The organism is Vibrio sp. 10N.286.48.C11, assembly GCF_041469805.1.
Classification (GTDB): Bacteria; Pseudomonadota; Gammaproteobacteria; order Enterobacterales; family Vibrionaceae; genus Vibrio; species Vibrio crassostreae_C.
Genome location: NZ_JBFRLK010000011.1, coordinates 149,510 through 172,942 on the forward strand (window position 1 = coordinate 149,510; position 23,433 = coordinate 172,942).

A 23,433-nucleotide genomic window follows, 5' to 3' on the forward strand; every position below is an offset into this window, starting at 1 on the left:
AGATTCTGGATTACGACTGCTTAGCCGTTTCTAGCTTTGCTTCTTTACCTGCTTGCTTCTTTTCAAAGCGAGAGATCCACCACCATGCGATACCAGAGAATACCGCTGTCATGAAGACGTTGATTAAGAAGGCTTGAACAAGGTCAACACCTGTCGGGAATGCCGATGCTGTCATGCTCACAATGAAGATACCAATCAGTACCGATACTACTGCCATACCTTGAACTCGAGTACCCATGCGGAAATCACGCGGTGTGTCGTCGTGTTTCAAGCGGAATACAAAGTAGGCCACCATGATGAAGATTGGCGGTAGCATTGCGGTACCTGCTGTTAGATTGATTGCTGTATTCATCATGTCTTGTACAGATTCAGAGCCGAAGCCGTTCACCACAAGCATCACGAATACAAACGCGAACTGCCACCAAGCTGCACGTACTGGCACGCCGTGTTCGTTAAGCTCTGTTGTCTTCTCGCCGTAAACACCTTTAGGGATTTCAGAGAAGTGAATTTTTACTGGAGCTGCTGTCCACATCATCATCGAACCGAACATAGCAACGAATAGGATAATACCGACGAAGCGACCCGTTAGAGATTGTGAAATGTCGAAGTAGTTCGCCATACCTGTGAAGATTTCAACCATGCCGCCAGCGTAGGTCAGTTCATCACGAGCAACGAATACGTTTACTAGAAGAGAGCCCACTGCGTACATTGCGCCGATTGCGATACCTGCACCAATGATAACCTTGATGAAAGACTTGTGACCGCCCTTAACATCGTTTAGGTAAGCGGCTGCGGTTTCTGCACCACCGGCTGCTTGGAAGATCCAACACATGATACCTAGCGTTGCCCAGTTGATGGTCGGTGTCATTGCTTCAAGCGTGATTGGTTCTACTGGCTCATGGTTGCCGCCCAGTGCCATTAGTGCACCGATAACGTAGATTGCAAACAGAGCGAATACACCGTAGGCCACGATCTCGGCAATCTTACCTAGCCAGCTCGCGCCTTTGGTTGAGATGTGAGTTGCTGCAGCAAACAGAGCAATCGAGATAGCCGATGTGACGACTGGCGAGAAGGCGTATTCATAGCCCAACATCGCGTAAGACGCATAGGCGATTACGTTTGGTAGCAGGGATACAAACCAGAAAAGGTTTACGAACCAGTATAGGAAGGAACCTAGGTAGGCTGCTTTTGAGCCTAGCGGTTTTTTAAGCCAGTCGTACATGCCTGACTCGGAATTTTTATTTGCTGATACGAATTCAGCAATAATGAATACGAACGGAATGAAGTAAATAAGGGTCGCAAGCAAAAAGATAGGAGCGGAACTCAATCCCAATTCGATGTTGTTGTTTACAATGTTGCGAACGTTAAATACCGCTGCAAATGTCATGGAGAGTAGGGCAAATTTGCCTAACTTACCGCGTACAGATTCAGACATAGTGTCCTCCAAGGGTCACGTAATTATAGTCGTTATATCTTTAAGCTTCCTTGTAGGGAAGAAGCATAAAGGCGTTTGCAGTGTGGCTGAGTCTTAAACGGCAAGCCTCAGTCACACTGTGAATAGATCTTGTGGTTGCTATTTTCGGCTGTTTGGCTTCGGTAGCTTAATGTCGGTTACTTATTTAGCTTCCGTTACTTACTTATTAAGGAAGTAGCCGTCTTCAATGGTCACTTTCAGCACCACTTTGCGAACTCGGTTGTCACCGTGAAAGCGGTAAGCTTTGCTGTTGTCAAAGATCGCCACTTGGCCTTCAGCTAGCTCACGAGTTTCACCGTTCCCCATTAGGTGTTCGCGGTCGGTTTCATCGCTATAAGCTTGGATCTGCTCTAGCTCTGATTTCGCTGCGAATTCAACCGTTTCACGGCCTTCTAGGTAGTAGTGCACGTCGAAGTAACGACGATTACCGGTGAAGTTTTCTGTGTTACGAGCCACACCGTCTTCAATCATGTAAGCTAGTGAATCACCAATTGAATACATCACGCCATCTTTGATGTTTCCGATGTTTTCAATCGCTTCTACACAGCGTTGCCATTTACGACCATCGCGGTAGACGACTTTAAATTGTTCTAAGTTCTCTAAAACGATCATCGCTTATGCCTCGTTCAGTTGTGGTTGAGCTTTTGGTGCATTCACCGTAAAAAACTCATCGCCAAAGTTGTGATTGATTAGGTGCTGCGCATCGCAATCGCCTGCTTGGAATGGAATCAGAGTTAAACCGTAGCGGAACCCGTCCATGTAAACGCGGTAAGAATCGAGCACTTCGCTGCCCCAAGAGTTAGAGCCTAAGCCCATCACTTGGTGATCTAGGTTTAACGTGATGTAACCGCTTTTCTCTAGCTCAATGGTGTGTTGTGCTTGGTGCAGGTTTTGGTTGGTGTAGAACCATGCGCTGAAGTTGATTTCTTGCTGTGGTTTTACTGCAATACCATTACCCGCGCGGCTTGAAAGCGCAGCCCAACGAACGTGTTGGCGGTTGCCGTTGTTCTGTGGGAACGGGTAGTTCTCGAACATGTCTGCAACGGTTGATTGGTACACATCAATCATGTTGGCTTGCTTGCTGTCTTGGTAGTTCTCTTCAGGGCCGCGTCCGTAATATTGGACTTGGTCGAAGTCGCCGTTGATGCCCATATCAAAACCAATCACAGGAATTACATGAGGGTACTCACCGTAACGTTCGCCGCTTAGCTCAACGTTCAATTGGCCTTCAGCATTAACTTGGTAGCGATATTCACAACGCATGCCGAAATCGAATACTGGTGGAGCAATGATGCTGGTGGTGGTGATCTCTACCTTGCCATTTACCTGTTCAACGTTAACGCATTCAAGGTCAATGCTACGGAAGTGCTCCTGCATAATTTGCAAGTGTGCAGGCTCCCAGTAACCATCGTGCTCTTGTTTATGGTTATCGATCATTGGCTTGAAGAAGTTGATTCGTGGTTCTGACTTAATCATCTCTTCGCCATTGACCAACCATGACGTCAGCTTGCCGTTCACTTTCGAGAAGTTCAGTGCGAAGTTGTGGCCTTTGATTAGGTAAGCTAAACGAGACTCTTCCACATTCAGTGCTGTCGCATTGTTGTTAGTGAAGGCTTCTAGCTGTGCTGTGTTCTCTTTCACTTGGAATTGATACACCGCGATGTCGTGGTTCGCTTCGCTGTAAGGCGTACGAGAATCCTTGCGCACGGTAAAGTTCACAAACACTTCGCGCTCATCAAGTTGTGGCAAGTTAAGTGTCAGTTCACGGCTCGAGTTTTCTGCCAGTTCTTCAATCTTGATGTGTTGCACAGCAATGGTTTCACCTTCAGCACGGATTTCCGCAGTGATGGTGTAGTCATCGATGTTTGAGAACCAAAGTTTGTTGTCTACCGTGAAGGTGCCCGTTTGTGCATCGAAATCGCGAAGCTTCACTGGGGCAATCACTTGCTTGTACTCTTTCAAGCCAGGGCCTGGCGTTTGGTCTGGGTAGATCAAACCGTCCATGCAGAAGTTGTAGTTGTTCGGGTAGTCACCGTAGTCACCGCCGTATTTGTAGAACTCTGTGCCTGCTTCATCACGCGCTAGAATGCCGTGGTCACACCATTCCCAAACGTAGTGACCTTGAATTGCATCGTGCTTGTAGAACACGTTTTGGTATTCGGTTAAGCCACCTGGGCCATTACCCATTGCGTGTGCGTATTCACAGATAATGCGTGGTTTTTCGTGTGGGAATTCACCGAAGGCATTCATCAGTTGAGCACGTGAGTACATGGTTGAAATGATGTCGACCACTTCAGCATCGCGGTCTTCTTCATAGTGAACCAAGCGGGTGTCATCAATCGCTTTTGCCGCATCGTACATAGAGCGGATATTGCAGCCGTAGCCTGATTCGTTACCTAAAGACCACATGATGATAGAAGGGTGGTTCTTTTGAGCGTGGATATGACGTTCGATACGTTCAACAAACACCGCTTCCCATGCTGCATCGTTAGTGATGCGGCTTAGGTTGCCAACGTTAGCAAAGCCGTGAGTTTCGACATCGGTTTCACCCATCACGAACAGGCCGTAGATGTCACACAGTTCGTAGAAACGTGGGTCATTCGGGTAGTGCGCAGTACGTACTGAGTTGATGTTGTGTTGCTTCATCAACACCAAGTCTTTCTCAACGCGATCCATGCCCACAGCACGACCTTTCAGGTGGTCGTTGTCGTGACGGTTTACACCATGCAGCATCACGTATTTGTTGTTGATGTAGAACAGACCATCGCGAACTTTAATGTCTCGGAAACCAACGCGCTGTGGAATCACTTCTAGCACTTCGCCGTCTGTGTCTTTTAGCGTCAGCAACAGTTGGTAAAGGTATGGGTTTTCAGCATTCCATTGAACAGGGTTCACGACATCGATAGAGAATTGAGTGTTCGCATTGCCGCCAGTCTGTTGGTTAGGAACAGTTAAGTTATCTACTGAGCCTTGGGAGATAACTTGGCTGCCATCAAGCAATGCGTACTCAAGAGTTGCGTTAGTCGCTGCTGCTAGGTTTTCTAGAGCAACGTTGCACGAAAGGGTCGCGCTTTGGTAAGCGTCGTCAAAATCAGTACGAACCATTAGGTCTTGAACGTGAAGTTGTTCTTTACCAACAAGGTAAACATCACGGAAGATGCCGCCTGTCCACCACATGTCTTGGTCTTCAATGTAGGTGGAGTCTGCCCACTGCATCACGCGAATAGAAAGTAGGTTGTTGCCCGCTTTTACGTGGCTAGAGATATCGAATTCAGCGGTTAGGCGGCTGCCCTTGCTGAAACCAACGTACTCACCATTTACGTAAACTTCGAAGTAGGTCTCTACGCCATCGAATTTAATAATGGTTTGTTTCTCGTTCCAGCTGTCGCCAAGGAAGAACGAACGTTGGTATGCGCCTGTCGGGTTATCTGACGGTACGAAAGGTACATCAATTGGGAATGGGAAACCTTCATCTGTGTACTGAAGATCGCCGTGGCCTTCCATCTGCCACATATTTGGCACCGTAATGTGGCCCCAATCGCTCATCTCTTGAGAGTAAAACTCTTCAGGAACCAAGAGCGGGTTAGTGAAGTAGCTGAAATTCCATTGACCACTTAGTAGTTGGAAGTGGCTGCTTAGTTCACGTTGAAATGTTTTAGCGGTTTTTTCTGATGCGTATGAGAAGAAGTAAGCACGTGGTGCCATACGGTTCTCATGTAAGTTCAGGAAGTTTTCCCAGTTGTTCACGTTGCCTCTCTCTCGGTCTGAATGCAGTTTGCTGACCGACGTTCTTATGCGTAATTGGGTCGTAGTGAATACGAGTATTTTTGGATTGAGGTAATTATTAGTAAAAGTTTTACTAAATGAAAATGGTGAAAACGTTTTACTTTAACTTCATCACGTTTTTTATGGTCTTTTTACGGTGCTGTGTGATCCACTTAAAAGAATGCTATTGGCTGATTTATGTAGCAGATTAAAGAGGGGGATACGTGGAGATTGATGTATGTGACGGGCACAAAAAAGGCCACCTTCAACAAAGGTAGCCTTTATTTATCTACTTGATATATTTAATTATTTTGTTGTATCGCGCAGCTTGAGTTTGCTTGGTACATAGACACGTAGTGGGATGGTTCGGCCGTCGCGTACTTTCTCAATCAGCAGATTAACGCCTTGAATTCCCATCAATTCAGAGTGAATACGAACAGTTGATAAAGATGGGAAGGTAAATTTAGCTGTTGGGATGTCGTTTACACTGATCAGCGCAATATCTTCAGGGATGTTTAATCCGTGCTCATGAACTGCTCGTAAAACGCCAATTGCGATGGAATCTGACGCAATAAACATGGCTTTAGGGTAGTCGCCCGTCGCGAGCATCTGTTTTGCAAGCTTGTAACCTGATGAGCTAGAGAAGTCACCACGGTAGATGTCTTGCTCACTGACAACGTTCTTGAGGCCACCATATTCAGCAAAAGCGACTTCACGAATATCAGGGGTATTGACGTCGTCTTGGCCACCAATAAAGCCGATGCGCTCATAGCCTTGGTTGATAAAGAAGTTGGTGATCTCTTTGCTGATCAAAGCCAGGTCGATATCGACAGAGTCATAAGGTTCTGAGTGATCGGTAAAATCGACATAACAGATATTATCGCTCAGCTTTTTAGCTTGCTCGATAACCTCTGGTGTCATTCTACCCACCAACAAAACACCTGTGATTGGTGCTGAATTGATCTGTATTTTACTTTCATAACAGTTGGTTAGCTTAACTTCCATCTTTTCACATTGGGTTTCAATCCCGTGGCGAATCGATAGATAGTAAGGGTCGTTAACTTCCGCTTCTTGCTTGTAGTTATACAGTGCTAGGAAGTGATGGTTTTGTTTTTTACTGCTAACGGTTTTTCGTGAGCTGCTGGTTTTGTATTCCAACTTCTCTGCAATTTCAAAGATACGCCTTTTGGTCTCTTCCTTGACGCTTAATGTTGGATCTTCATTGAGAACCCTTGAAACTGTAGCCAATGATACATTCGCTTCAGTCGCGATATCTTTTAACGTTGCCATACTCACTTCCTGTTATTGGAACATTGCGCTGCTTTGAAATTGGTATTTAGTAAAAAAGCAATGCACCTCTTTATTCTACAGACCTATTGTAATCAAACTGGACGTCATTGCATTAACTTTTAGTAAAATAAATGCTCAACTCATCTGTGATGTCTCAAATCTAACTATCTATAATTATCTTATTAAAATTCAATGAATTAGAGGTTAACAGCTATGCGTTCTCTCTATGTCATGATCAGTTCCAATGATGAAATTCAGTGTAAACGTTTACACTTCGTGGTTTTGATCACAGAATTATAGTCAAAATGGCTGCTACTATTTCTGACATACGGTGCTACTGAGCTGAATATCAGTTCGAGTTAGCCCACGAATGACGACAAAGAGAGGTTGATTGTGAAAGTACTGGTTACGGGCGGCATGGGTTACATCGGAAGTCATACATGCATTCAAATGATACAGGCAGGTATGGAGCCGATCATTGTTGATAACCTTTGCAACAGCAAAGAGCTAGTGCTGAAACGAATCGAATCGTTAACTGGCAAGCGACCAACGTTTTATCTTGGCGACATTCGTGACCAATCTTTTCTAGATGGCGTGTTTTCAGAAAACGATATCCAAGCGGTGATTCACTTTGCTGGCCTGAAAGCGGTAGGGGAGTCGGTGGCTAAGCCTTTGGAGTACTACGATAACAACGTTAATGGTTCACTAGTGTTAGCTCGAAGCATGAAGAAAGCGGGCGTGAAAAGCATCGTATTTAGTTCTTCGGCTACCGTTTACGGTGATCCAGAAGTAGTGCCGATTACTGAAACTTCACCAACTGGCGCGACAACTAACCCTTATGGTCGCAGCAAATATATGGTGGAAGAGTGCTTGAGCGATCTGTTCAACGCGGAGAACGACTGGAGCGTCACTTTACTGCGTTACTTCAATCCAGTTGGCGCACATCCATCGGGCACTATGGGTGAAGACCCACAAGGTATCCCAAATAATTTAATGCCGTTTATTGCTCAAGTAGCCGTCGGTCGCCGTGAAAAACTGGCTGTTTTTGGAAACGATTACCCAACAGTCGATGGAACAGGCGTTCGTGACTATATTCATGTAATGGATTTAGCGGACGGTCACGTCGCAGCACTAAAAGTGGTTGGCGAGAAAGCGGGCTTACACATTTACAACCTAGGTACGGGCAAAGGCTCAAGTGTACTCGAGATGGTTGAAGCCTTCGCACAAGCATCGGGCAAACCGGTTCCTTATGAACTTTGCCCACGCCGCGCAGGTGACATTGCCGAATGTTGGGCAAGTACTGAAAAAGCAGAGCGCGAGCTTGGCTGGAAGGCGACGCGTAGCGTGATGGAGATGACGGCGGATACATGGAATTGGCAGTCGAATAACCCACAAGGTTACTAAAGAACTTTTAAGCTATTGAAAAAATAGAGATTCCAGATATCTCGTGCCTTTATTCTGGAATGACGGATGAGCATAAGGCTATGAAGTGGTGGCCTTTGCACAAATAGCACAACGAGATTACACGTCATTCCCTACAGCGAGGCACGAGCGTGATAGGGAATCTCCTTGTAGAAGAATTATTCATCTTGGTGAATTGACCAAGACACAAAATTTGAGAGCAATCTAAACATGTCAAAAGTTGAATTTAACCCAGTAGACCATCCGCACCGTCGTTATAACCCATTAACGGGTCAGTGGATCTTAGTATCACCGCACCGAGCAAAGCGTCCTTGGAGTGGCCAAGATGAAAAACCATCGACCGCGCAGCTTCCTGCGTACGAGAAAGAGTGTTTCTTGTGCCCAACCAATACGCGTATCTCGGGCGACGAAAACCCAGATTACGACGGCACTTACGTATTCAGTAATGATTTCGCGGCCTTGATGCCCGATTCGCCTGACGCTCCAGAGTCTGAAAACCCTCTATTCAAGACTCAAGGTGTTCGCGGGTTGAGCCGCGTGATCTGTTTTTCTCCGGACCACAGCAAAACGCTGCCAGAGTTACCAGTAAACAAGATTCGCGGTGTTATCGACACATGGAATGAACAGATTGAAGAGCTAGGTAAAGACTACCTATGGGTTCAAGCGTTTGAAAACAAAGGCGAGACCATGGGCTGTTCTCAGCCACACCCACACGGTCAGATCTGGGCAAACAGCTTTTTGCCCAACGAGATTGAACGCAAAGAGAAACTGTTAAAAGAGTACTTTGAACAACAAGGTTCGAATCTTTTAGTGGATTACGTTGAATCTGAAATGAAAGACGGCTCTCGCACTGTGGTTGAAACTGAACATTGGATCGCTGTGGTGCCTTATTGGGCTGCGTGGCCATTTGAAACCATGTTGCTACCAAAAACACACATCCGCCGTATGAGCGAACTGACTGACGAACAACGTGATGATCTAGCGCTTGCGATTAAGAAGCTGACTAGTCGTTACGACAACTTGTTCCAGTGCTCATTCCCTTACTCAATGGGCTGGCACTATGCGCCGTTCTTCGAAGAAGGTACGGACATCGATCACTGGCAACTGCATGCATTGTTCTACCCGCCGCTACTACGCAGCGCATCGGTTCGTAAGTTCATGGTGGGCTACGAAATGTTGGCTGAGTCTCAGCGTGATTTAACTGCAGAACAAGCGGCGCAGCGTCTTCGTGATTTGAGTGACGTTCACTATAAAGATCAGGAATAGCCTGTTTCGTAGATAACGAGTGAGATTCCTGATATCTCGTCCCTCGATTCTGGAATGACGGCAGGTGAAAGGCTGATGTTGTCATTCCCTACCGTGAGAGACGAATGAGATAGGGAATCTAAAAGAATTAAAGTGGTGCCGTGAAGGGGCCATAACCAATTGAACAAAGAGTTTAACCAGAGAGTTTACTTATGTCTGACCTAATCCAAAACGTGAAAGCATCTTTTGAGCAAGTCCTTGGTTACCAAGCGACTCATATTATCCAAGCACCAGGTCGTGTGAACCTGATCGGCGAGCACACTGACTACAACGATGGTTTTGTTCTACCGTGTGCCATTAACTACCAAACGGTAGTCGCCGCGGCTAAGCGTGACGACAACATTGTTCGCGTAGTATCAGTGGACTACGGTAATGCAGTCGATGAGTTCGATTTAACTCAAGAGATCACATTCCAACAAGACAAGATGTGGGCTAACTACATTCGTGGTGTGGTGAAGTGCTTAAAAGGTCGCGGCTTTGAATTTACAGGTGCAGACATCTCTGTAACGGGCAACGTGCCTCAAGGTGCAGGTTTAAGTTCTTCTGCGGCGCTGGAAGTGGTGATTGGTCAAACATTCAAGGTGCTTTATAACCTAGAGATCAGCCAAGCTGAAGTGGCGCTAAATGGTCAGCAGGCCGAAAACGAATTTGTGGGCTGTAACTGCGGCATCATGGACCAAATGATCTCTGCAGAAGGTCGCGCAAACCACGCGATGCTTTTGGATTGTCGTAGCCTAGAGACTCAAGCGGTTTCAATGCCAGAAGATATGGCTGTGGTTATCATTAACTCAAACAAGAAACGCGGCTTAGTCGACAGCGAATACAACACACGTCGTGAACAGTGTGAAGAAGCGGCGCGCATCTTTGGTGTTCCGGCACTTCGTGATGTGACCATTGAGCAATTCAAAGCGAAAGAGTCTGAATTGGATGAAATGGTCGCGAAACGTGCTCGTCACGTGATTACTGAAAATGACCGTACTGTTGAAGCGGCTCAAGCTCTACGCACTCATGATATGAAGCGTATGGGCGAGTTGATGGCTGAATCGCATGCATCAATGCGTGATGATTTTGAAATCACGGTGAAAGAGATTGATGCGCTGGTTGATATGGTCAAAGAAGTGATCGGTGAACAAGGTGGCGTGCGTATGACTGGCGGTGGTTTCGGTGGTTGTATTGTGGCATTGGTTCCACCTGCATTGGTTGATGAAATCAAAACAACCGTTGAGCAGAAATATCAAGCGGCGACGGGTCTAAAAGAATCTATTTATGTGTGCCAAGCGAAAGACGGAGCAGGCTTAGTTGAAGTAATCTAACGGCTTCGAGATTTAATATAGAGCTTACCAAGTAAAAAGATCATGGTAGGCCAAATGCTAAAGCCTTTACTTCAGGTAGAGGCTTTTTACTGGCACTAGAAGGAATTTAGAATGACACAAGAGCAAAACCTGCATCAATCCATGACGCAGACTCCTGCCTATGATGGCCAACCCGCTCAGTTAGTGACGCTATCAAATACGCATGGCATGCAAGTGACATTCATGGATATTGGTGCAACATGGTTGAGCTGTATCCTGCCAGTAAAAGGAAACAAAAGAGAAGTTTTGTTGGGTGTTAACTCAATGGAGAACTTCGATAAACAAGCCAGCTATATGGGCACAACTGTTGGCCGTTATGCTAACCGCATTGCTAATGGTCGTTTCAAAATTGATGGTCAGAATTACAAGCTGGAAACCAACCAAGCGGGCAATACCTTACATGGTGGCCCGAACGGGTTTGATAAACGCCGTTGGAATATTGCCGAGCAAACCGAAACGTCAGTGGTGTTTACTCTTGAGTCTCCTGATGGCGACCAAGGATTTCCGGGGAATTTGAATGTGTCGGTGCGTTATGACATCACCGAAGACAATCGAGTTTCCATTAATTACTCTGCAACCACAGACAAGCCGACTGTAGTCAACCTAACGAATCATGCGTACTTCAATCTACTTGGCGCTGAAGCTGGACACGATTGTTTGTCACACATTGTCAGTATCAATGCTAATCAGTTCTTACCGACCAATTCGGTGGGTATTCCGTTAGGTAACCTTAAATCAGTGAAATCGACCAGCTTTGACTTCAATCAGCCTATGATGATCTCAGAGCGTTTGTTGGGCGATGAACAGCAGAAAGCAGCAAAGGGTTACGACCACTCTTTCTTATTGGCTGATGGCTGCAAACGCACTCAATGCGCCGCGACCGTAACCTCACCGGATGCGCTCGTCACACTAAAAGTATTTTCAACCAAACCTGCGATGCAGCTATACACCGGAAACTGGCTTGGTGGCACACCAAACCGAAGTGGTGGCAGCTATGAAGACTACGCTGGTTTGGCGCTAGAAACCCAGTTCTTACCTGACTCTCCTAACCACCCAGAGTGGAAGCAGGACAGTTGTATTCTCAAGCCTGAACAAGAATATAACTACAGTACCTGTTACCAGTTTGAATTTTCGGGGGATTCTTCAAACTAGTACGCTCTAGCTCAAAGCGGTTACGTCAATATCTTTTGTTTGTGAATAGGACGATGTGAATTATCGCGTTGTTCTTGGGGGATGAGCAAAAGTGGCGCTCAACAAGAGTGCGGTTTATTAAGCGCGATTGTTGAGTATCTGAGTAAGGTAGGAAAGCCCTAACAGAAGCGATTCTGTTAGGGCTTTTTTTTGTTTATTGCTTGATGAGTCGACCAGAACCTAGACTTTCTCTACCGAATTACGGCGTACCAGAGTTGGAGAGAACATCATTGGTTCAGTTGAGGTGTTTTCACCTTTGGCTAAGTGCAACGCGAGTCGTGTCGCTTTCTCTGCCATCATCTGAATCGGGTAGCGAATAGTGGTGAGCTTTGGATGAACATAGCGGGCAATCAAACCATCATCGAAACCGATGATCGACATTTTGTCTGGCGCTTGAATACCGTTTTCATCAAGGACAGACAAAGCACCAGCCGCCATGTAATCGTTGTACGCCACAATGCCAGTGATTGGCAGTGACTTAGTCAGAAGGTTAGTCATGGCGTATTCGCCACCGTCACTGGTCGGCGCTGAGTATTCAATATAGCTGTCAGAGAGCGCTATTTTGTAATCTGAGAGTGCCGCTAAGTAACCTTGGATACGCTCATCGGCATCTTCAATGCTATGCGATGAGGCGATACAGGCAATGTTCTTATGGCCATGGCGGATCAGATATTCCGTCGCAAGATACGCACCTTTTTTGTTGTCTAAGAAAATACAGTGGTTGGCAATCTCAGCAATATAACGGTTGATCAGTACTAAGCCTTTGACCTCTTTTGCATAGGCAATCAGTTCTTCGTCGGTGAGGCCTTTAGAGTGGATCACCAGGGCGTCACAACGGCTGTTAATCAGCAATTCAATCGCTTGTCTCTCTTCTTCACGATCGTGCGAGCCATTACCGACAAGGATATGTTTTCCGTTCTCACGAGCGACATTGTCGACAGCCTTAACCAGCGTGCCAAAAAAGGGATCGGAGATGTCACCGACCAATACACCAACAGTGTTCGTGCTTTGGCTTACCAGCGCTCGAGCATTGGCATTCGGGCGATAGCCGAGTTTAGACATCGCTTTAGTTACAGACTCTACCGAGCTTGTACTCGCCTTGGGAGACTTGTTGATCACTCGAGATACGGTTGCAACAGAAACACCAGCTTCCTTTGCTACATCTTTAATTGTTGCCATTTTTAACCTCTATACATTGCTGCATCTATTTAACACCGACAATGATAGTAAGGCAACGAAACTCTCATTTTACTTCCAGTAATGAGATCTTTACCGCTTGTAATTATTAGGCTTAATGCTAGTGTAAACATTTACATTTTACTTAATTTTAGTAAATAATTTAATGAGTGAAAACAAATCAATATAGGAAGTGAGAAATGGATACTGTCTCTTATGGTGACTTTGCTAAGTTAGAAATGCGTGTGGGTAAGATCATTGAGGTTGTTCGTCATGAAAACGCCGACAAGCTGTACATCGTGCAAGTGGATGTTGGTGACAAGACGCTACAAACGGTGACCAGCCTAGTTCCTTACTACACAGAAGAGGAGTTGATGGGTAAGCAAGTTGTTGTTTTGTGCAATCTAGCGAAGGCGAAGATGAGAGGCCACACTTCTGAGTGCATGTTGCTATGTGCAGAAACGGAAGATGAATCTGAAAGTGTATTGCTAACCCCTGAACGTGCTATGCCAGCAGGTATTCGTGTCGTTTAAGCTCGCTTTAGGTTGGTGAGCCTATGTGTTCACCAACCTAAATCAACTAGCTGCGTACAGTTAGTATCAAGCCATCAATCACACTGTGATGGTGATCGGAAACCCCAGCAAGGTTGCCGTATTTAGGCTGGTGGCGATCATTTTCTAATGGGTGGTGCCAACCTTGTGTGTGTTTAACGAAGTGCGCCGCAAAGCTTTCAGACACCTCTAAACATCCTGCTAATACAGTATCGACGTAGGTTTGAACGATAGGGCTGTTTTCGCAAGGTGCTTCAATCTCGTCTTTGATGTAAACCCAGATCGGTTGATCCTGTTTGAATTCATCTTGGCTTTCTATCTGAGAGGCCTTTAATTCGATACGGTGATAACCACGCTCACGGCGATCAAACTCAGCCAGTGCAATATCATCCACCTCAAGCAACACACCATTCACTTGTCCTTCGCCGAGATTGACGATCAAAGGGGATAAGACATAGCTGTCATCGATCTTGCTCCAATGGCGAATCAAGCCATGAACAATCGCAGGGATCGCTTGCCCTGTCTGACCGGTAAGCTGACGTGAAGATGAGTTGATTAAACTGCCATAACCAAAAATATACATCGCATTCCTTGTCTGAGTTGTTCCATTTAAGTCTAGTCTTACTATATGTGGCGAGATACCAAAAGTCAGTAAGTTTCTATTTATACATGTATATGTCTTTATGACTCTTTTGGTTGTGTTTTTTTGACTTATTTATTGGCTATTGAATCTCGTGAGTCGCTGTTTTTACTGGTTTTATCTAATTGGCGCGTTTCATGCAATGTGATCTGCATATTGCATCGGATTTGATGCACACAAAATTTGGTTTAGGTAATACCTTGGCCGCTTATCTGAGAATTAGGAGCGAGTTTGTTAAATATCACAGATAAAAGTGTAGAAGACGCGATTCCAGCCTACCTGCGTTTAGGCTTTCGACCTTTCTTCTTTTTAGGCAGTCTCTATGCAGTGATCGCGATTGTCGCTTGGGTCATCATGTTCCAAAACGGTCAGCCTGAGATTTTAAAAGTTCCCGCACTGTGGTGGCACGTGCATGAGATGCTGTTTGGTTTCTCAATGGCGATAGTGGTCGGTTTTGTGTTAACGGCAGTACAAACCTGGACGGGTGTCAATGGCACCAAGCATTATCGATTAGCTGCGCTAGTCGGTTTGTGGCTCGCACCTCGTATTCTGTTTTGGACACCCGCTCCGTTATGGCTGATCTCGTCGGTTGAGGCGCTGTTCTTAATCTTCGCCGCCTACGAAATTGGTTTCCGAGTCGTGAAGTCGAAAGGCTGGAAGAATCTATTCTTTGTGCCACTGTTTATATTGGCTATCGTGGCGAACTTTGCTAGTTACGCGACCATTAAGGGGATGCCTCCATTCCCATCGTCTGCAGTTTGGCAGGCTATGTTGTGGTGGTTTACCTTGCTGTTATCAGTGATGGGTGGGCGAGTAATCCCATTCTTCACAGCGCGTCGTTTTGATTTCGAAAAAGCGCAGCCCTTGGTTTGGTTGGAATGGTTAGCCAATCTACCTTTGGTTGGCTTATTTGTGTTGAGCTTCTTCCCATTGACCTTTGCTCAAGTCGGCAATGAGTTGATGGTATTTGCAGGTGTGACACAGTTGGTGCGCTTTATCCGCTGGAAGCCTTGGACAACACTATCAGAACCCTTGGTGTGGTCGCTGCATGCGGCTTACCTATGTATCCCTCTCAGCTTGCTGTTACGCGGTTTGCTAGATAACCCGTTCGCGAGCCATAATATGCTGCACTTGTTTGCGATTGGTGGCTTGAGCGGTTTGATTCTGGCGATGATTACGCGCGTGACAATGGGACACACTGGTCGTGCGATTTACAAAGGACCAAGCATGGCGCTAGCCTTTTCAGCGATATTTATTGCCGCGCTGGTTCGTAGCTTAGGTGTGATTTTCTTCCCTGCTTACTTGTTTGAGATGGTTAACATCAGCGCGGGTTTATGGACATTGGCGTTTGGTCTGTTTATCTGGAAATTCGGCATGATGCTGTTAACACCACGAGTAGATGGCCATCCGGGCTAATTTAATCTCAGCCTATTGATTAATAAAGGGAAGCGTTGAGCTTCCCTTTTTTGATCGAAATAAACTGTTATGAACTTATTGAGTATTCGCTACCAAGTATTGGCGTACCTGTGTAATGAGGTCTTCTTTGGCATGAGGGGAGATGAAACTGGCTTCGATGGCATTAATACTGAACTGGGCTAATTCTTGATGAGTGACAGGATGAGCGTTGGCAACCGCTAGGAAGTTATCATTCATGTAGCCACCGAAGTAAGCGGGATCATCGGAATTGATGGTGACACAGAGTCCTTTTCTCAGCAACTCGACGATGTTGTGCTCTTGCATGGTATCAAATACCTTGAGCTTGGTGTTCGACAACGGGCAGACCGTCAGTGGTGTGCGTTTAGCGATTAACTGTTCCATCAGCTCTTCATCTTCAACACAGCGAACACCATGATCAATTCGAGTAATGCTTAATAAGCTCAGTGCATCGATAATATTTTGTGCGGGGCCTTCTTCTCCTGCGTGTGCGACAGTTAGGAACCCTTGGTTGAGCGCTTCTTGAAAGACATGCTTAAACTTATCTGGCGGATTCCCCTGTTCTGATGAATCTAGTCCAACGGCAATGATCTTATCTTTATAGGGGAGGGTTTGTTTGAGTGTTTCAAAAGCGCTGTCTTCATCGAGATGACGCAAAAAGCACATGATCAGTTGACTGCTTATCCTAAGTTCATGTGTAGCTTGGTCGAGTGCTTGAGTAATGCCAGTGATAATTGTGTCGAAAGCGACTCCTCGCTCGGTATGGGTTTGCGGGTCGAAGAAAATCTCAGTGTGAACCACATTGTCTTGTTGGCACCTTAGTAGATAAGCCCAAGTGAGGTCGTAAAAATCCTGTTCGTGGATCAGCACGTTTGCGCCTTGGTAATAGATGTCGAGAAAGGACTGAAGATTGTGGAATTGATAGGCGTCTCGTACTTGGTCAGGGTTCTCAAAGGGAATCGATACGTTATTACGTTTGGCGAGTTGGAACATCAACTCTGGCTCTAATGTGCCTTCTATATGTAAGTGCAGCTCAACCTTAGGTAAATTTTTGATGAAGCTATCCATAGCAACTCCTTAGCTATTTTAATTATGGGCGGAGTAGGTGAGATACTAGAGTCTATAAACCTGAGCAAGCAGGTATCTCTTTCATTTATCTCTGTTTGAGCATAGTTCATTTCATTGTTATCGATAAAATAGGATAGAAGTTGATGGTGAACCGAGAGTTATGAACCGATTGAAATTAGGCGCAAACGATTTGCAGCATTGGAGTGTGATCCGCTGCAAATATTTGCAGCAATATTCATTGATTTGTGCTCTAATACCGCGCTTACCAAGGGATGGTGTTAAAAGATGCTCACTTAGATGGAGTTATCAAAGTTGACCGATCCCTTAATGATCTCCCTTAGGAAAAAATAGAACATGTCTAAGAACAAAAAATTTGATATCCGCCTTACAGAAAAACGCAACGGTTGGTGTGCAGAGATTACTCGTCAAGTAACGTCTCGCAGCACTACAGTATCTAAGCGTGAGTCTGGTTTCGAAACTGAAGCTCTAGCACAAGAGTGGGCAGAGAAAGAGCTAGCATCTTTCATCGCTAACCAAGCTGAACGTAACGAGCGTAAATCAGAGCAACGTAAAGAGCGTGACGAACTACGTCACACTAAAGAGCTTAAAGCTGAGCAAGCACGTGAAGCGCGCGCTAAAGCTCGTGCAGAAGAGCAACAAGACGCTGAATAATTCAGTGCATGACTAATTTATAGATCCCTTAATTTTAAGATAAGGGATTTGTGAAAAAAAAGCCCCGATACAACTTTTTTCTTTCGAGTTAAAAGTGTTTTGGGGCTTTTTAGTTTGTGGAGTTCTGTTTTATTGTGTTTAAGAGCTCGGTTTGGCTTCTCGCTTTTAACGTCGAGCTCTTAAACTGTTAAGCATTGTCTGATCAGTTATTCAGTGCAGTTAGCCAATCGTCTTCTGCCACTTCTTCAATGTAGCTTTCTACTGATTGTCCTACTTCTTCATCGTCTTGCTTGAAGTAAGCGATGTGGAACACAGCATCACCTTCGTTGACCAAAGGCAGAGTTTGCTGACCAATCACGATACCGCCTTTGGTTGTGATCACTTGGCCTTCTTGGTGACCCAATGGAGAGCTGATGTAAGCAAGGGTTTGTCCTGCTTCAACCTGTTCGCCAAGTCTTACCATGTTACGCAAAATACCGTCTGATTCAGCGCGGATCCAGCTGGTGGATTTACTCAATACTGGCTCTGGTAACTTCTTACGGTTAGGGCGCAGCATGCCGATTTCTTTCATCACTTGATGCACGCCAAGGTAACCCGCACGAATCGCGAGGTGATCAAAACGCAGCGCTTCACCACCTTCGTAAGTTAATACAGGAATACCCAGTTTTTCCGCTTCGCTACGCAGTGAACCGTCGCGCAGTGGAGAATCAATAATCACGGGTGTTGCGAACGCTTTTGCGATGCGCAGTGTCTCAGGGTTCGATAGGTTTGCACGAATCTGTGGCAGATTGGTACGGTGAATCGCGCCCGTGTGTAGATCCAGAATGTAATCACAGTGCTTTGCCACGTTCTCAAAGAAGGTGTAAGCGATACGTGATGTTAACGATCCTTTCTCACTGCCAGGGAAGCAACGGTTTAGGTCACGACGGTCTGGTAGGTAACGAGATTTATGGATAAAGCCAAATACGTTAACGATAGGCACAACAATTAATGTCCCTTTCAGTTTCTTTGGATCAATCGCATTGGTCAGTTGTCGTGCAATCTCAACACCGTTTAGCTCATCGCCGTGGATAGCCGCATTTACCATCAGTGTTGGGCCTGCTTGGCGACCGTGAATAATTTCAATCGGGATCGAAAGTGGAGAATGCGTGTAAAGCTGAGCCGCTTGCAGTTCAATCTCCATTCGCTGTCCTGGCTGAACAGTATAACCAAGTAATTCGAATGGTTGATTAGGTTTTAGTCTTGCCATTTAGGTTGTTCTCAACATGGTGATAATTCGTTAACACGGAATGTAGCAATCGTTGATTTTTAGTACGAATCAATCGCTTTACGGTGACGACAAAAGTTTTTTATGAAGGGGCTTCTGAATTGGTTTCAGTTTTTTATCTGGCTAATTGAAGGGTGTTTAAAATTTTGAATTTTCTGACAATACATTAACTTAGAGCTGATATTTGTCATTCAGTTCGTTGGTATTATCCACCGCCATTTTTTGGCGGCCAAATTCAAATATTGAGATCAAAATGAAAAAAACAATTTCAAAAGTTGTAGCACTAGCGGTGGTATCTGTTGCTTTATCTGGCTGTGTTGGTAGCAACGCAGTAACGGGTTACCTAATGAAGTTCAACATCAAGGCTGTTGATAACCGTTACGCTCGTGGTGGTTTGAACATGCTATTTGCACCTGCATACGGTCTAACAGTTGCTGCCGATTACCTAGTATTCAACTCACTAGAGTTCTGGACTGGTAGCAACCCACTAACAGGTGCTCCGCACATCTTTGATACTAAGACTGATACTTACCTAGACATCAACCACCAACTTGATCCGTCTCTAACGGAAGCGCCAGTGGGTCCTATCACGAGTGCAGATGTGATCGAAAAAGGTCAAATGCAGCAGATTGATGAAAACACGATCCAAATGGACATTACTTACCAGTCTGGTGAGCGTGCGACGTTAATCGGTGTTCGTGATGGCGAGATGGTGACGTACTTCATCGATGGCGAAGTTGTGGCACAAACTTCAATTGATGAGCTAGAAAGCTACGCGGCTTCACGCGCTTAATTGTTTATTTAGTCACAAGTAGTAGCTACAAAGATTAGATACAAAAACAGGTACTCATTGAGTACCTGTTTTATTTTGTCTCAGATAAACGGTGTTTACTGTAAAACACCATTTACTGAACAAACATAGCTTATCGAATTAAGCTTTTTCTGGGATCGCTTCAAGCAATGCAACCATTTGGTTCCAGAATAGCTCAACGGTGTCGATCTTCACTTTCTCATCAGGAGAGTGCGGAAACTTGATGGTTGGGCCGAAAGAAACCATATCCATGTTCGGGTAAGGTTCTTTGAATAGACCACACTCAAGACCAGCATGGATAACCATGATGTTTGGCTTGTGACCGTAGATACCTTCGTACATGTCACGGAAGATATGCATGATTTCTGAATCTGCGTCTGGTTTCCAACCTGGGTAAGCACCAGAGAACGCGATGTTAGCGCCTGCTAGTTCAGCAACAGAGTGAAGCATGCTTTCTACTTGGCTACGACCTGAATCGATAAGAGAGCGGATCAGGCAAAGTACTGTGATTGAGTTCTCTTCTGTTGTGATAACACCTACGTTTAGAGACGTTTCCACAACACCTTCAATCTCGTCACTCATACGAATCACGCCGTTTGGACATGCGTTAAGTGCCGCGATAAAGCGAGCTTGGTCTGCTGACGCAAGTGCGCCCATTTCTACAGAAGCTTCTTCATTGAAAGTCACGATGCTGTCTTCTACTTTACCTAGCTCTGTTGAAAGCAGCTCAGTGTAGTAGTTGTATAGTGAAGCCAGTTTTTCTTGGTTTGCCGCAGGAACAGCAACCGTTACGAAACCTTCACGAGGGATCGCGTTACGAAGGCTACCACCTTTGAATTCGACGATGCGAAGGTCTAGCTCTTTTGCGTGACCCGCTAGGAAGCGAGCAAGCAGTTTGTTTGCGTTTGCACGACCTGTGTGGATGTCACAACCAGAGTGACCGCCTTTTAGGCCTTTTAGCGTTAGCTTACGTGTTACGAAGTCAGCTGGAATCGCATTACGAGCAATTTCAAATGTCATTGTGCCGTCGATACCGCCAGCACAACCCATGTACACTTCGCCTTCTTGCTCTGAATCGGTGTTAAGAAGGATATCGCCTTCTAACCAACCCGCTTCAAGACCGAAAGCACCAGTCATGCCTGCTTCTTCATCTACTGTTAGTAGAACTTCGATAGGGCCGTGCTGGATTTCGTTTGAAGCAAGAACCGCTAGGCAAGAAGCCATGCCCATGCCGTTATCAGCGCCAAGCGTTGTGCCTTTAGCTGTAACCCACTCACCATCAATGTATGGTTGAATTGGATCTTTAGCAAAGTCATGAACTGTGTCTTCGTTCTTTTGTGGAACCATATCGATGTGAGCTTGTAGCACTACACCTTTTTTGTTTTCCATACCCGCCGTTGCTGGCTTTTTGATGAATACGTTACCCGTTGGGTCACGACGTACATCTAGGCCTTGCTCTGTTGCCCAAGCAATAATGTATTGAGCAAGCTCTTCTTCATGCTTAGAAGGGTGTGGGATTGAGCAAATCTTATCGAAGAACTGCCAGATAGGGGCAGGGGATAATTTACTGATCTCAGAATGGAATTCAGACACGGATGACTCCTTTTTTATTTAATAACCATATATTTAGGTTTTGCATGGGGAAAAACCTAGAACAAAAATCTAAAATATGGGTCTGTTTTGATGGCAACAGCATACCACTTGAGCGTTTTGACGAGTAGCGGTTCTAAACCTCAAATAGCTCAAATTTTGAAAGCGATCTTGTCCATCTGATCACAGATAAGCGCCTTGATGCTTATAAATGGAGTAGGCAAACGTTTGTTTGATTCTATTTTGTAATTTTATTACAAAATAAGTTTGCAAAATAACCGTAAATGGCCAAAAATGTGACGTATAGCAAAAAATACTTGTAATCTTTTTTCTTTAGGGTATATTAATAACCAACTTCTGAGATGAAGAGTAAATGCTCAAAGGATGAGTCCGTTTTATCGCCTCCAAGGAACCGAGAAATCAAATTCGTTTTTTATTGATTTATTAAGGTGATAGTTATGAAAGGTTTACCATCTGCAATGTTCTGGATTAACAGCTCTGTTTACACTAGCAACTTTGCATACCCTACAAGCTTTGGTTACTAATACCGTAAGCATGTAACTCGAACAGTTTTGTTCACCCCTATATATTGGAATTCTTTTACAGCCCTTTTGGTTGACAGATTCTACCGCCACTCAGTTTTGAGTGGCGTTTTTTTTGCCTGCTACTTTTCCAAACCGCTTTCGCTTGTCACTTTCTTTGCTGTTCTGAGTGGTTGTTTTTTAAACGCCAAAATGTCAATTTGCGTCTTATTACTGATCCTGTTGAAAAATACACAACTCTTGTGGGTTTAAATTGAGAATATGATGGCTACATTCTCAATGGAAATAACCGATGGTTGAAAAAATAACCAAGTAATCTCATCGCCTTTATTTTACCTAATTAATTGTTTTTAATGGTTATTATTCTTGTTATTTCTCATTTGTAATCGCTTTGTTTCATACGGCATTCTGATAAATATCGATTAGAGCCTTAATTCTATCTGGAATTTGTTATTTGATAACTTTATAATCCACAGCCAATCGATTACGCAACCGTTTACTTTTTACCCTTATAGGATTCGATAATGTTCGAAAAGCTATTCAAACTCAGTGAAAATGGCACCAATGTGCGCACTGAAATCATCGCAGGTCTAACAACCTTCCTAACAATGGCTTACATCATTTTTGTAAACCCAATGATTCTAGCTGATGCTGGTATGGACCATGGCGCTGTATTTGTAGCAACCTGTTTAGCGGCTGCTATTGGCTGTTTCATCATGGGCTTTGTTGCTAACTACCCAATTGCTCAAGCTCCAGGCATGGGTTTGAACGCATTCTTTACCTACGCTGTTGTAATGGGTATGGGTTATACGTGGCAAGTTGCTCTGGCAGCGGTTTTCGTATCAGGCGTAATCTTCATCTTCTTAAGCATCTTTAAGATCCGTGAATGGATTATCAACTCGATCCCTATGTCTCTGCGTGTTGGTATCTCTGCAGGTATCGGTCTTTTCCTAGCGTTTATTGCGCTTAGCAATGCAGGCATCGTTGTTTCTAACCCAGCAACTAAAGTCTCACTGGGCGACATTACCGCGATTGCTCCTATCCTAGGCTCACTTGGTTTCTTCCTAACGATTGCTCTTGTTCACCGTGGCGTGAAAGGGGCAGTAATGATTGCGATTCTAGCTATCACAGCTCTTGGCATTGTTATTGGTGACGTTCAATACGGCGGCATCATGTCTACACCACCAAGCCTTGCTCCTACATTCATGCAGCTTGATTTCTCTGCTGTATTTGAAATCGGTATGATTTCAGTGGTATTCGCGTTCTTGTTCGTCGATTTGTTCGATACAGCGGGTACTCTGGTTGGTGTTGCAACGAAAGCAAACCTAATCAAAGAAGACGGCAAACTACCTCGCTTGAACAAAGCACTGCTTGCTGACTCTACAGCAACATCTATTGGTGCACTGCTAGGTACATCAAATACTACTTCTTATGTTGAGAGTGTTGCGGGTGTTGCTGAAGGCGGCCGTACCGGTCTAACGGCTGTTGTTGTTGGTATCTTATTCCTACTGGCTCTTTTCTTCTCGCCACTTGCAGGTATGATTCCGGCTTACGCAACATCAGGTGCACTTTTCTATGTAGCAATTCTGATGATGTCTGGCCTAGTTGGCATTGATTGGCGTGATCTTACGGAAGCAGCACCAGTCGTGGTAACATGTCTGCTTATGCCGCTGACGTACTCTATCGCTGAGGGTATCTCACTAGGTTTCATCGCTTACGCTGCAATTAAGCTGCTAAGTGGTAAAGGTCGCGACGTTTCACCTGCTGTGTGGGTAATGTCGGCTATCTTTATTCTTAAATACATTTTCGCTTAATCGTCTAGATTTCTGCTTAATCGCTGAAGAGGCTATGTTTGAAATAGCCTCTAATAACATGACAAAATT

At 45.0% G+C, this 23,433-nt stretch carries 18 protein-coding genes; 9 read left to right on the top strand and 9 right to left on the bottom strand.

Annotated elements, in window-relative coordinates; all coding sequences use genetic code 11:
• Window positions 1-10 precede the first annotated feature (10 nt).
• The 4 genes from AB4209_RS04100 to ebgR form a co-directional block, all read right to left on the bottom strand.
• Window positions 11-1,435: an amino acid permease gene (locus AB4209_RS04100; RefSeq protein WP_372054919.1), complete on the bottom strand. Its 1,425-nt coding sequence runs from the start codon at window positions 1,433-1,435 to the stop codon at window positions 11-13.
• A gap of 198 nt (window positions 1,436-1,633) precedes the next feature.
• Window positions 1,634-2,086 carry a beta-galactosidase subunit beta gene (locus AB4209_RS04105; protein WP_017069517.1) on the bottom strand — a complete coding sequence of 151 codons (453 nt, stop codon included), beginning with the start codon at window positions 2,084-2,086 and terminating at the stop codon, window positions 1,634-1,636.
• A 3-nt stretch (window positions 2,087-2,089) separates the two neighbouring features.
• Entirely contained in the window at window positions 2,090-5,221 is a 3,132-nt protein-coding gene (gene ebgA / locus AB4209_RS04110) for a beta-galactosidase subunit alpha (RefSeq protein ID WP_372054921.1), read from the bottom strand.
• Between the two features lie 324 nt (window positions 5,222-5,545).
• A complete protein-coding gene (gene ebgR, locus AB4209_RS04115; RefSeq protein WP_017069515.1) occupies window positions 5,546-6,529 on the bottom strand; it encodes a transcriptional regulator EbgR in 984 nt (327 codons plus the stop codon).
• Window positions 6,530-6,922: 393 nt separating this feature from the next.
• On the opposite strand from ebgR, the gene galE reads away from it, so the two are divergent.
• The 4 genes from galE to galM all read left to right on the top strand — a co-directional run bounded on the left by galE (window position 6,923) and on the right by galM (window position 11,760).
• Window positions 6,923-7,933: a UDP-glucose 4-epimerase GalE gene (gene galE / locus AB4209_RS04120; protein WP_371720860.1), complete on the top strand. Its 1,011-nt coding sequence runs from the start codon at window positions 6,923-6,925 to the stop codon at window positions 7,931-7,933.
• 228 nt (window positions 7,934-8,161) lie between these two features.
• Window positions 8,162-9,217, top strand: coding sequence for a UDP-glucose--hexose-1-phosphate uridylyltransferase (locus AB4209_RS04125; RefSeq protein ID WP_065584017.1), 1,056 nt, complete (start codon window positions 8,162-8,164; stop codon window positions 9,215-9,217).
• Between the two features lie 191 nt (window positions 9,218-9,408).
• Window positions 9,409-10,569: a galactokinase gene (gene galK, locus AB4209_RS04130; protein WP_017060799.1), complete on the top strand. Its 1,161-nt coding sequence runs from the start codon at window positions 9,409-9,411 to the stop codon at window positions 10,567-10,569.
• A 111-nt stretch (window positions 10,570-10,680) separates the two neighbouring features.
• Window positions 10,681-11,760: a galactose-1-epimerase gene (gene galM, locus AB4209_RS04135; protein WP_372054924.1), complete on the top strand. Its 1,080-nt coding sequence runs from the start codon at window positions 10,681-10,683 to the stop codon at window positions 11,758-11,760.
• 219 nt (window positions 11,761-11,979) lie between these two features.
• Here the strand turns inward: galM and AB4209_RS04140 are convergent, their stop codons facing one another.
• Window positions 11,980-12,978 carry a substrate-binding domain-containing protein gene (locus tag AB4209_RS04140; protein WP_372054926.1) on the bottom strand — a complete coding sequence of 333 codons (999 nt, stop codon included), beginning with the start codon at window positions 12,976-12,978 and terminating at the stop codon, window positions 11,980-11,982.
• Between the two features lie 197 nt (window positions 12,979-13,175).
• On the opposite strand from AB4209_RS04140, the gene AB4209_RS04145 reads away from it, so the two are divergent.
• The gene (locus AB4209_RS04145; protein WP_017060796.1) at window positions 13,176-13,508 is read left to right on the top strand and encodes a tRNA-binding protein; all 333 of its coding nucleotides are present in this window, start codon (window positions 13,176-13,178) and stop codon (window positions 13,506-13,508) included.
• A gap of 46 nt (window positions 13,509-13,554) precedes the next feature.
• On the opposite strand, the gene AB4209_RS04150 is transcribed toward AB4209_RS04145, so the two are convergent.
• Window positions 13,555-14,109 (bottom strand): gamma-glutamylcyclotransferase family protein, encoded by a 555-nt coding sequence (locus AB4209_RS04150; protein ID WP_017060795.1) that lies wholly within the window; start codon window positions 14,107-14,109, stop codon window positions 13,555-13,557.
• A gap of 288 nt (window positions 14,110-14,397) precedes the next feature.
• On the opposite strand from AB4209_RS04150, the gene AB4209_RS04155 reads away from it, so the two are divergent.
• Window positions 14,398-15,582, top strand: a complete 1,185-nt coding sequence (locus AB4209_RS04155; RefSeq protein WP_372054928.1) for an NnrS family protein — start codon at window positions 14,398-14,400, stop codon at window positions 15,580-15,582.
• 75 nt (window positions 15,583-15,657) lie between these two features.
• Here AB4209_RS04155 and AB4209_RS04160 read toward each other — a convergent pair whose 3' ends face one another.
• Window positions 15,658-16,668, bottom strand: a complete 1,011-nt coding sequence (locus tag AB4209_RS04160; protein WP_372054930.1) for an adenosine deaminase — start codon at window positions 16,666-16,668, stop codon at window positions 15,658-15,660.
• A 354-nt stretch (window positions 16,669-17,022) separates the two neighbouring features.
• Between AB4209_RS04160 and AB4209_RS04165 the strand changes: the two genes are divergently transcribed.
• Window positions 17,023-17,340 carry a DUF3622 domain-containing protein gene (locus tag AB4209_RS04165; protein WP_017069509.1) on the top strand — a complete coding sequence of 106 codons (318 nt, stop codon included), beginning with the start codon at window positions 17,023-17,025 and terminating at the stop codon, window positions 17,338-17,340.
• A gap of 202 nt (window positions 17,341-17,542) precedes the next feature.
• On the opposite strand, the gene AB4209_RS04170 is transcribed toward AB4209_RS04165, so the two are convergent.
• Complete coding sequence (locus AB4209_RS04170) at window positions 17,543-18,589, bottom strand: succinylglutamate desuccinylase/aspartoacylase family protein (RefSeq protein WP_017060792.1); 1,047 nt, start codon at window positions 18,587-18,589, stop codon at window positions 17,543-17,545.
• A 271-nt stretch (window positions 18,590-18,860) separates the two neighbouring features.
• Between AB4209_RS04170 and AB4209_RS04175 the strand changes: the two genes are divergently transcribed.
• Window positions 18,861-19,400, top strand: a complete 540-nt coding sequence (locus AB4209_RS04175; protein WP_017070352.1) for a DUF3332 domain-containing protein — start codon at window positions 18,861-18,863, stop codon at window positions 19,398-19,400.
• Window positions 19,401-19,538: 138 nt separating this feature from the next.
• Here the strand turns inward: AB4209_RS04175 and AB4209_RS04180 are convergent, their stop codons facing one another.
• Complete coding sequence (locus tag AB4209_RS04180) at window positions 19,539-21,011, bottom strand: aminoacyl-histidine dipeptidase (protein ID WP_372054932.1); 1,473 nt, start codon at window positions 21,009-21,011, stop codon at window positions 19,539-19,541.
• Between the two features lie 1,063 nt (window positions 21,012-22,074).
• Here AB4209_RS04180 and AB4209_RS04185 point away from each other — a divergent pair.
• Window positions 22,075-23,364 (top strand): NCS2 family permease, encoded by a 1,290-nt coding sequence (locus tag AB4209_RS04185; protein ID WP_017060789.1) that lies wholly within the window; start codon window positions 22,075-22,077, stop codon window positions 23,362-23,364.
• The last annotated feature ends 69 nt before the right edge of the window (window positions 23,365-23,433 follow it).

What these genes read in the sequence shown, in the direction of transcription:
- AB4209_RS04145 (WP_017060796.1), top strand. Translation starts at nt 13,176, where the DNA reads ATGGATACTGTCTCTTATGGTGACTTTGCTAAGTTAGAAATGCGTGTG.
- AB4209_RS04105 (WP_017069517.1), bottom strand. Translation starts at nt 2,086, where the DNA reads ATGATCGTTTTAGAGAACTTAGAACAATTTAAAGTCGTCTACCGCGAT.
- AB4209_RS04125 (WP_065584017.1), top strand. Translation starts at nt 8,162, where the DNA reads ATGTCAAAAGTTGAATTTAACCCAGTAGACCATCCGCACCGTCGTTAT.
- AB4209_RS04165 (WP_017069509.1), top strand. Translation starts at nt 17,023, where the DNA reads ATGTCTAAGAACAAAAAATTTGATATCCGCCTTACAGAAAAACGCAAC.
- AB4209_RS04150 (WP_017060795.1), bottom strand. Translation starts at nt 14,109, where the DNA reads ATGTATATTTTTGGTTATGGCAGTTTAATCAACTCATCTTCACGTCAG.
- AB4209_RS04175 (WP_017070352.1), top strand. Translation starts at nt 18,861, where the DNA reads ATGAAAAAAACAATTTCAAAAGTTGTAGCACTAGCGGTGGTATCTGTT.
- galM (WP_372054924.1), top strand. Translation starts at nt 10,681, where the DNA reads ATGACACAAGAGCAAAACCTGCATCAATCCATGACGCAGACTCCTGCC.
- AB4209_RS04100 (WP_372054919.1), bottom strand. Translation starts at nt 1,435, where the DNA reads ATGTCTGAATCTGTACGCGGTAAGTTAGGCAAATTTGCCCTACTCTCC.
- AB4209_RS04140 (WP_372054926.1), bottom strand. Translation starts at nt 12,978, where the DNA reads ATGGCAACAATTAAAGATGTAGCAAAGGAAGCTGGTGTTTCTGTTGCA.
- ebgR (WP_017069515.1), bottom strand. Translation starts at nt 6,529, where the DNA reads ATGGCAACGTTAAAAGATATCGCGACTGAAGCGAATGTATCATTGGCT.
- AB4209_RS04160 (WP_372054930.1), bottom strand. Translation starts at nt 16,668, where the DNA reads ATGGATAGCTTCATCAAAAATTTACCTAAGGTTGAGCTGCACTTACAT.
- galK (WP_017060799.1), top strand. Translation starts at nt 9,409, where the DNA reads ATGTCTGACCTAATCCAAAACGTGAAAGCATCTTTTGAGCAAGTCCTT.
- AB4209_RS04170 (WP_017060792.1), bottom strand. Translation starts at nt 18,589, where the DNA reads ATGGCAAGACTAAAACCTAATCAACCATTCGAATTACTTGGTTATACT.
- AB4209_RS04185 (WP_017060789.1), top strand. Translation starts at nt 22,075, where the DNA reads ATGTTCGAAAAGCTATTCAAACTCAGTGAAAATGGCACCAATGTGCGC.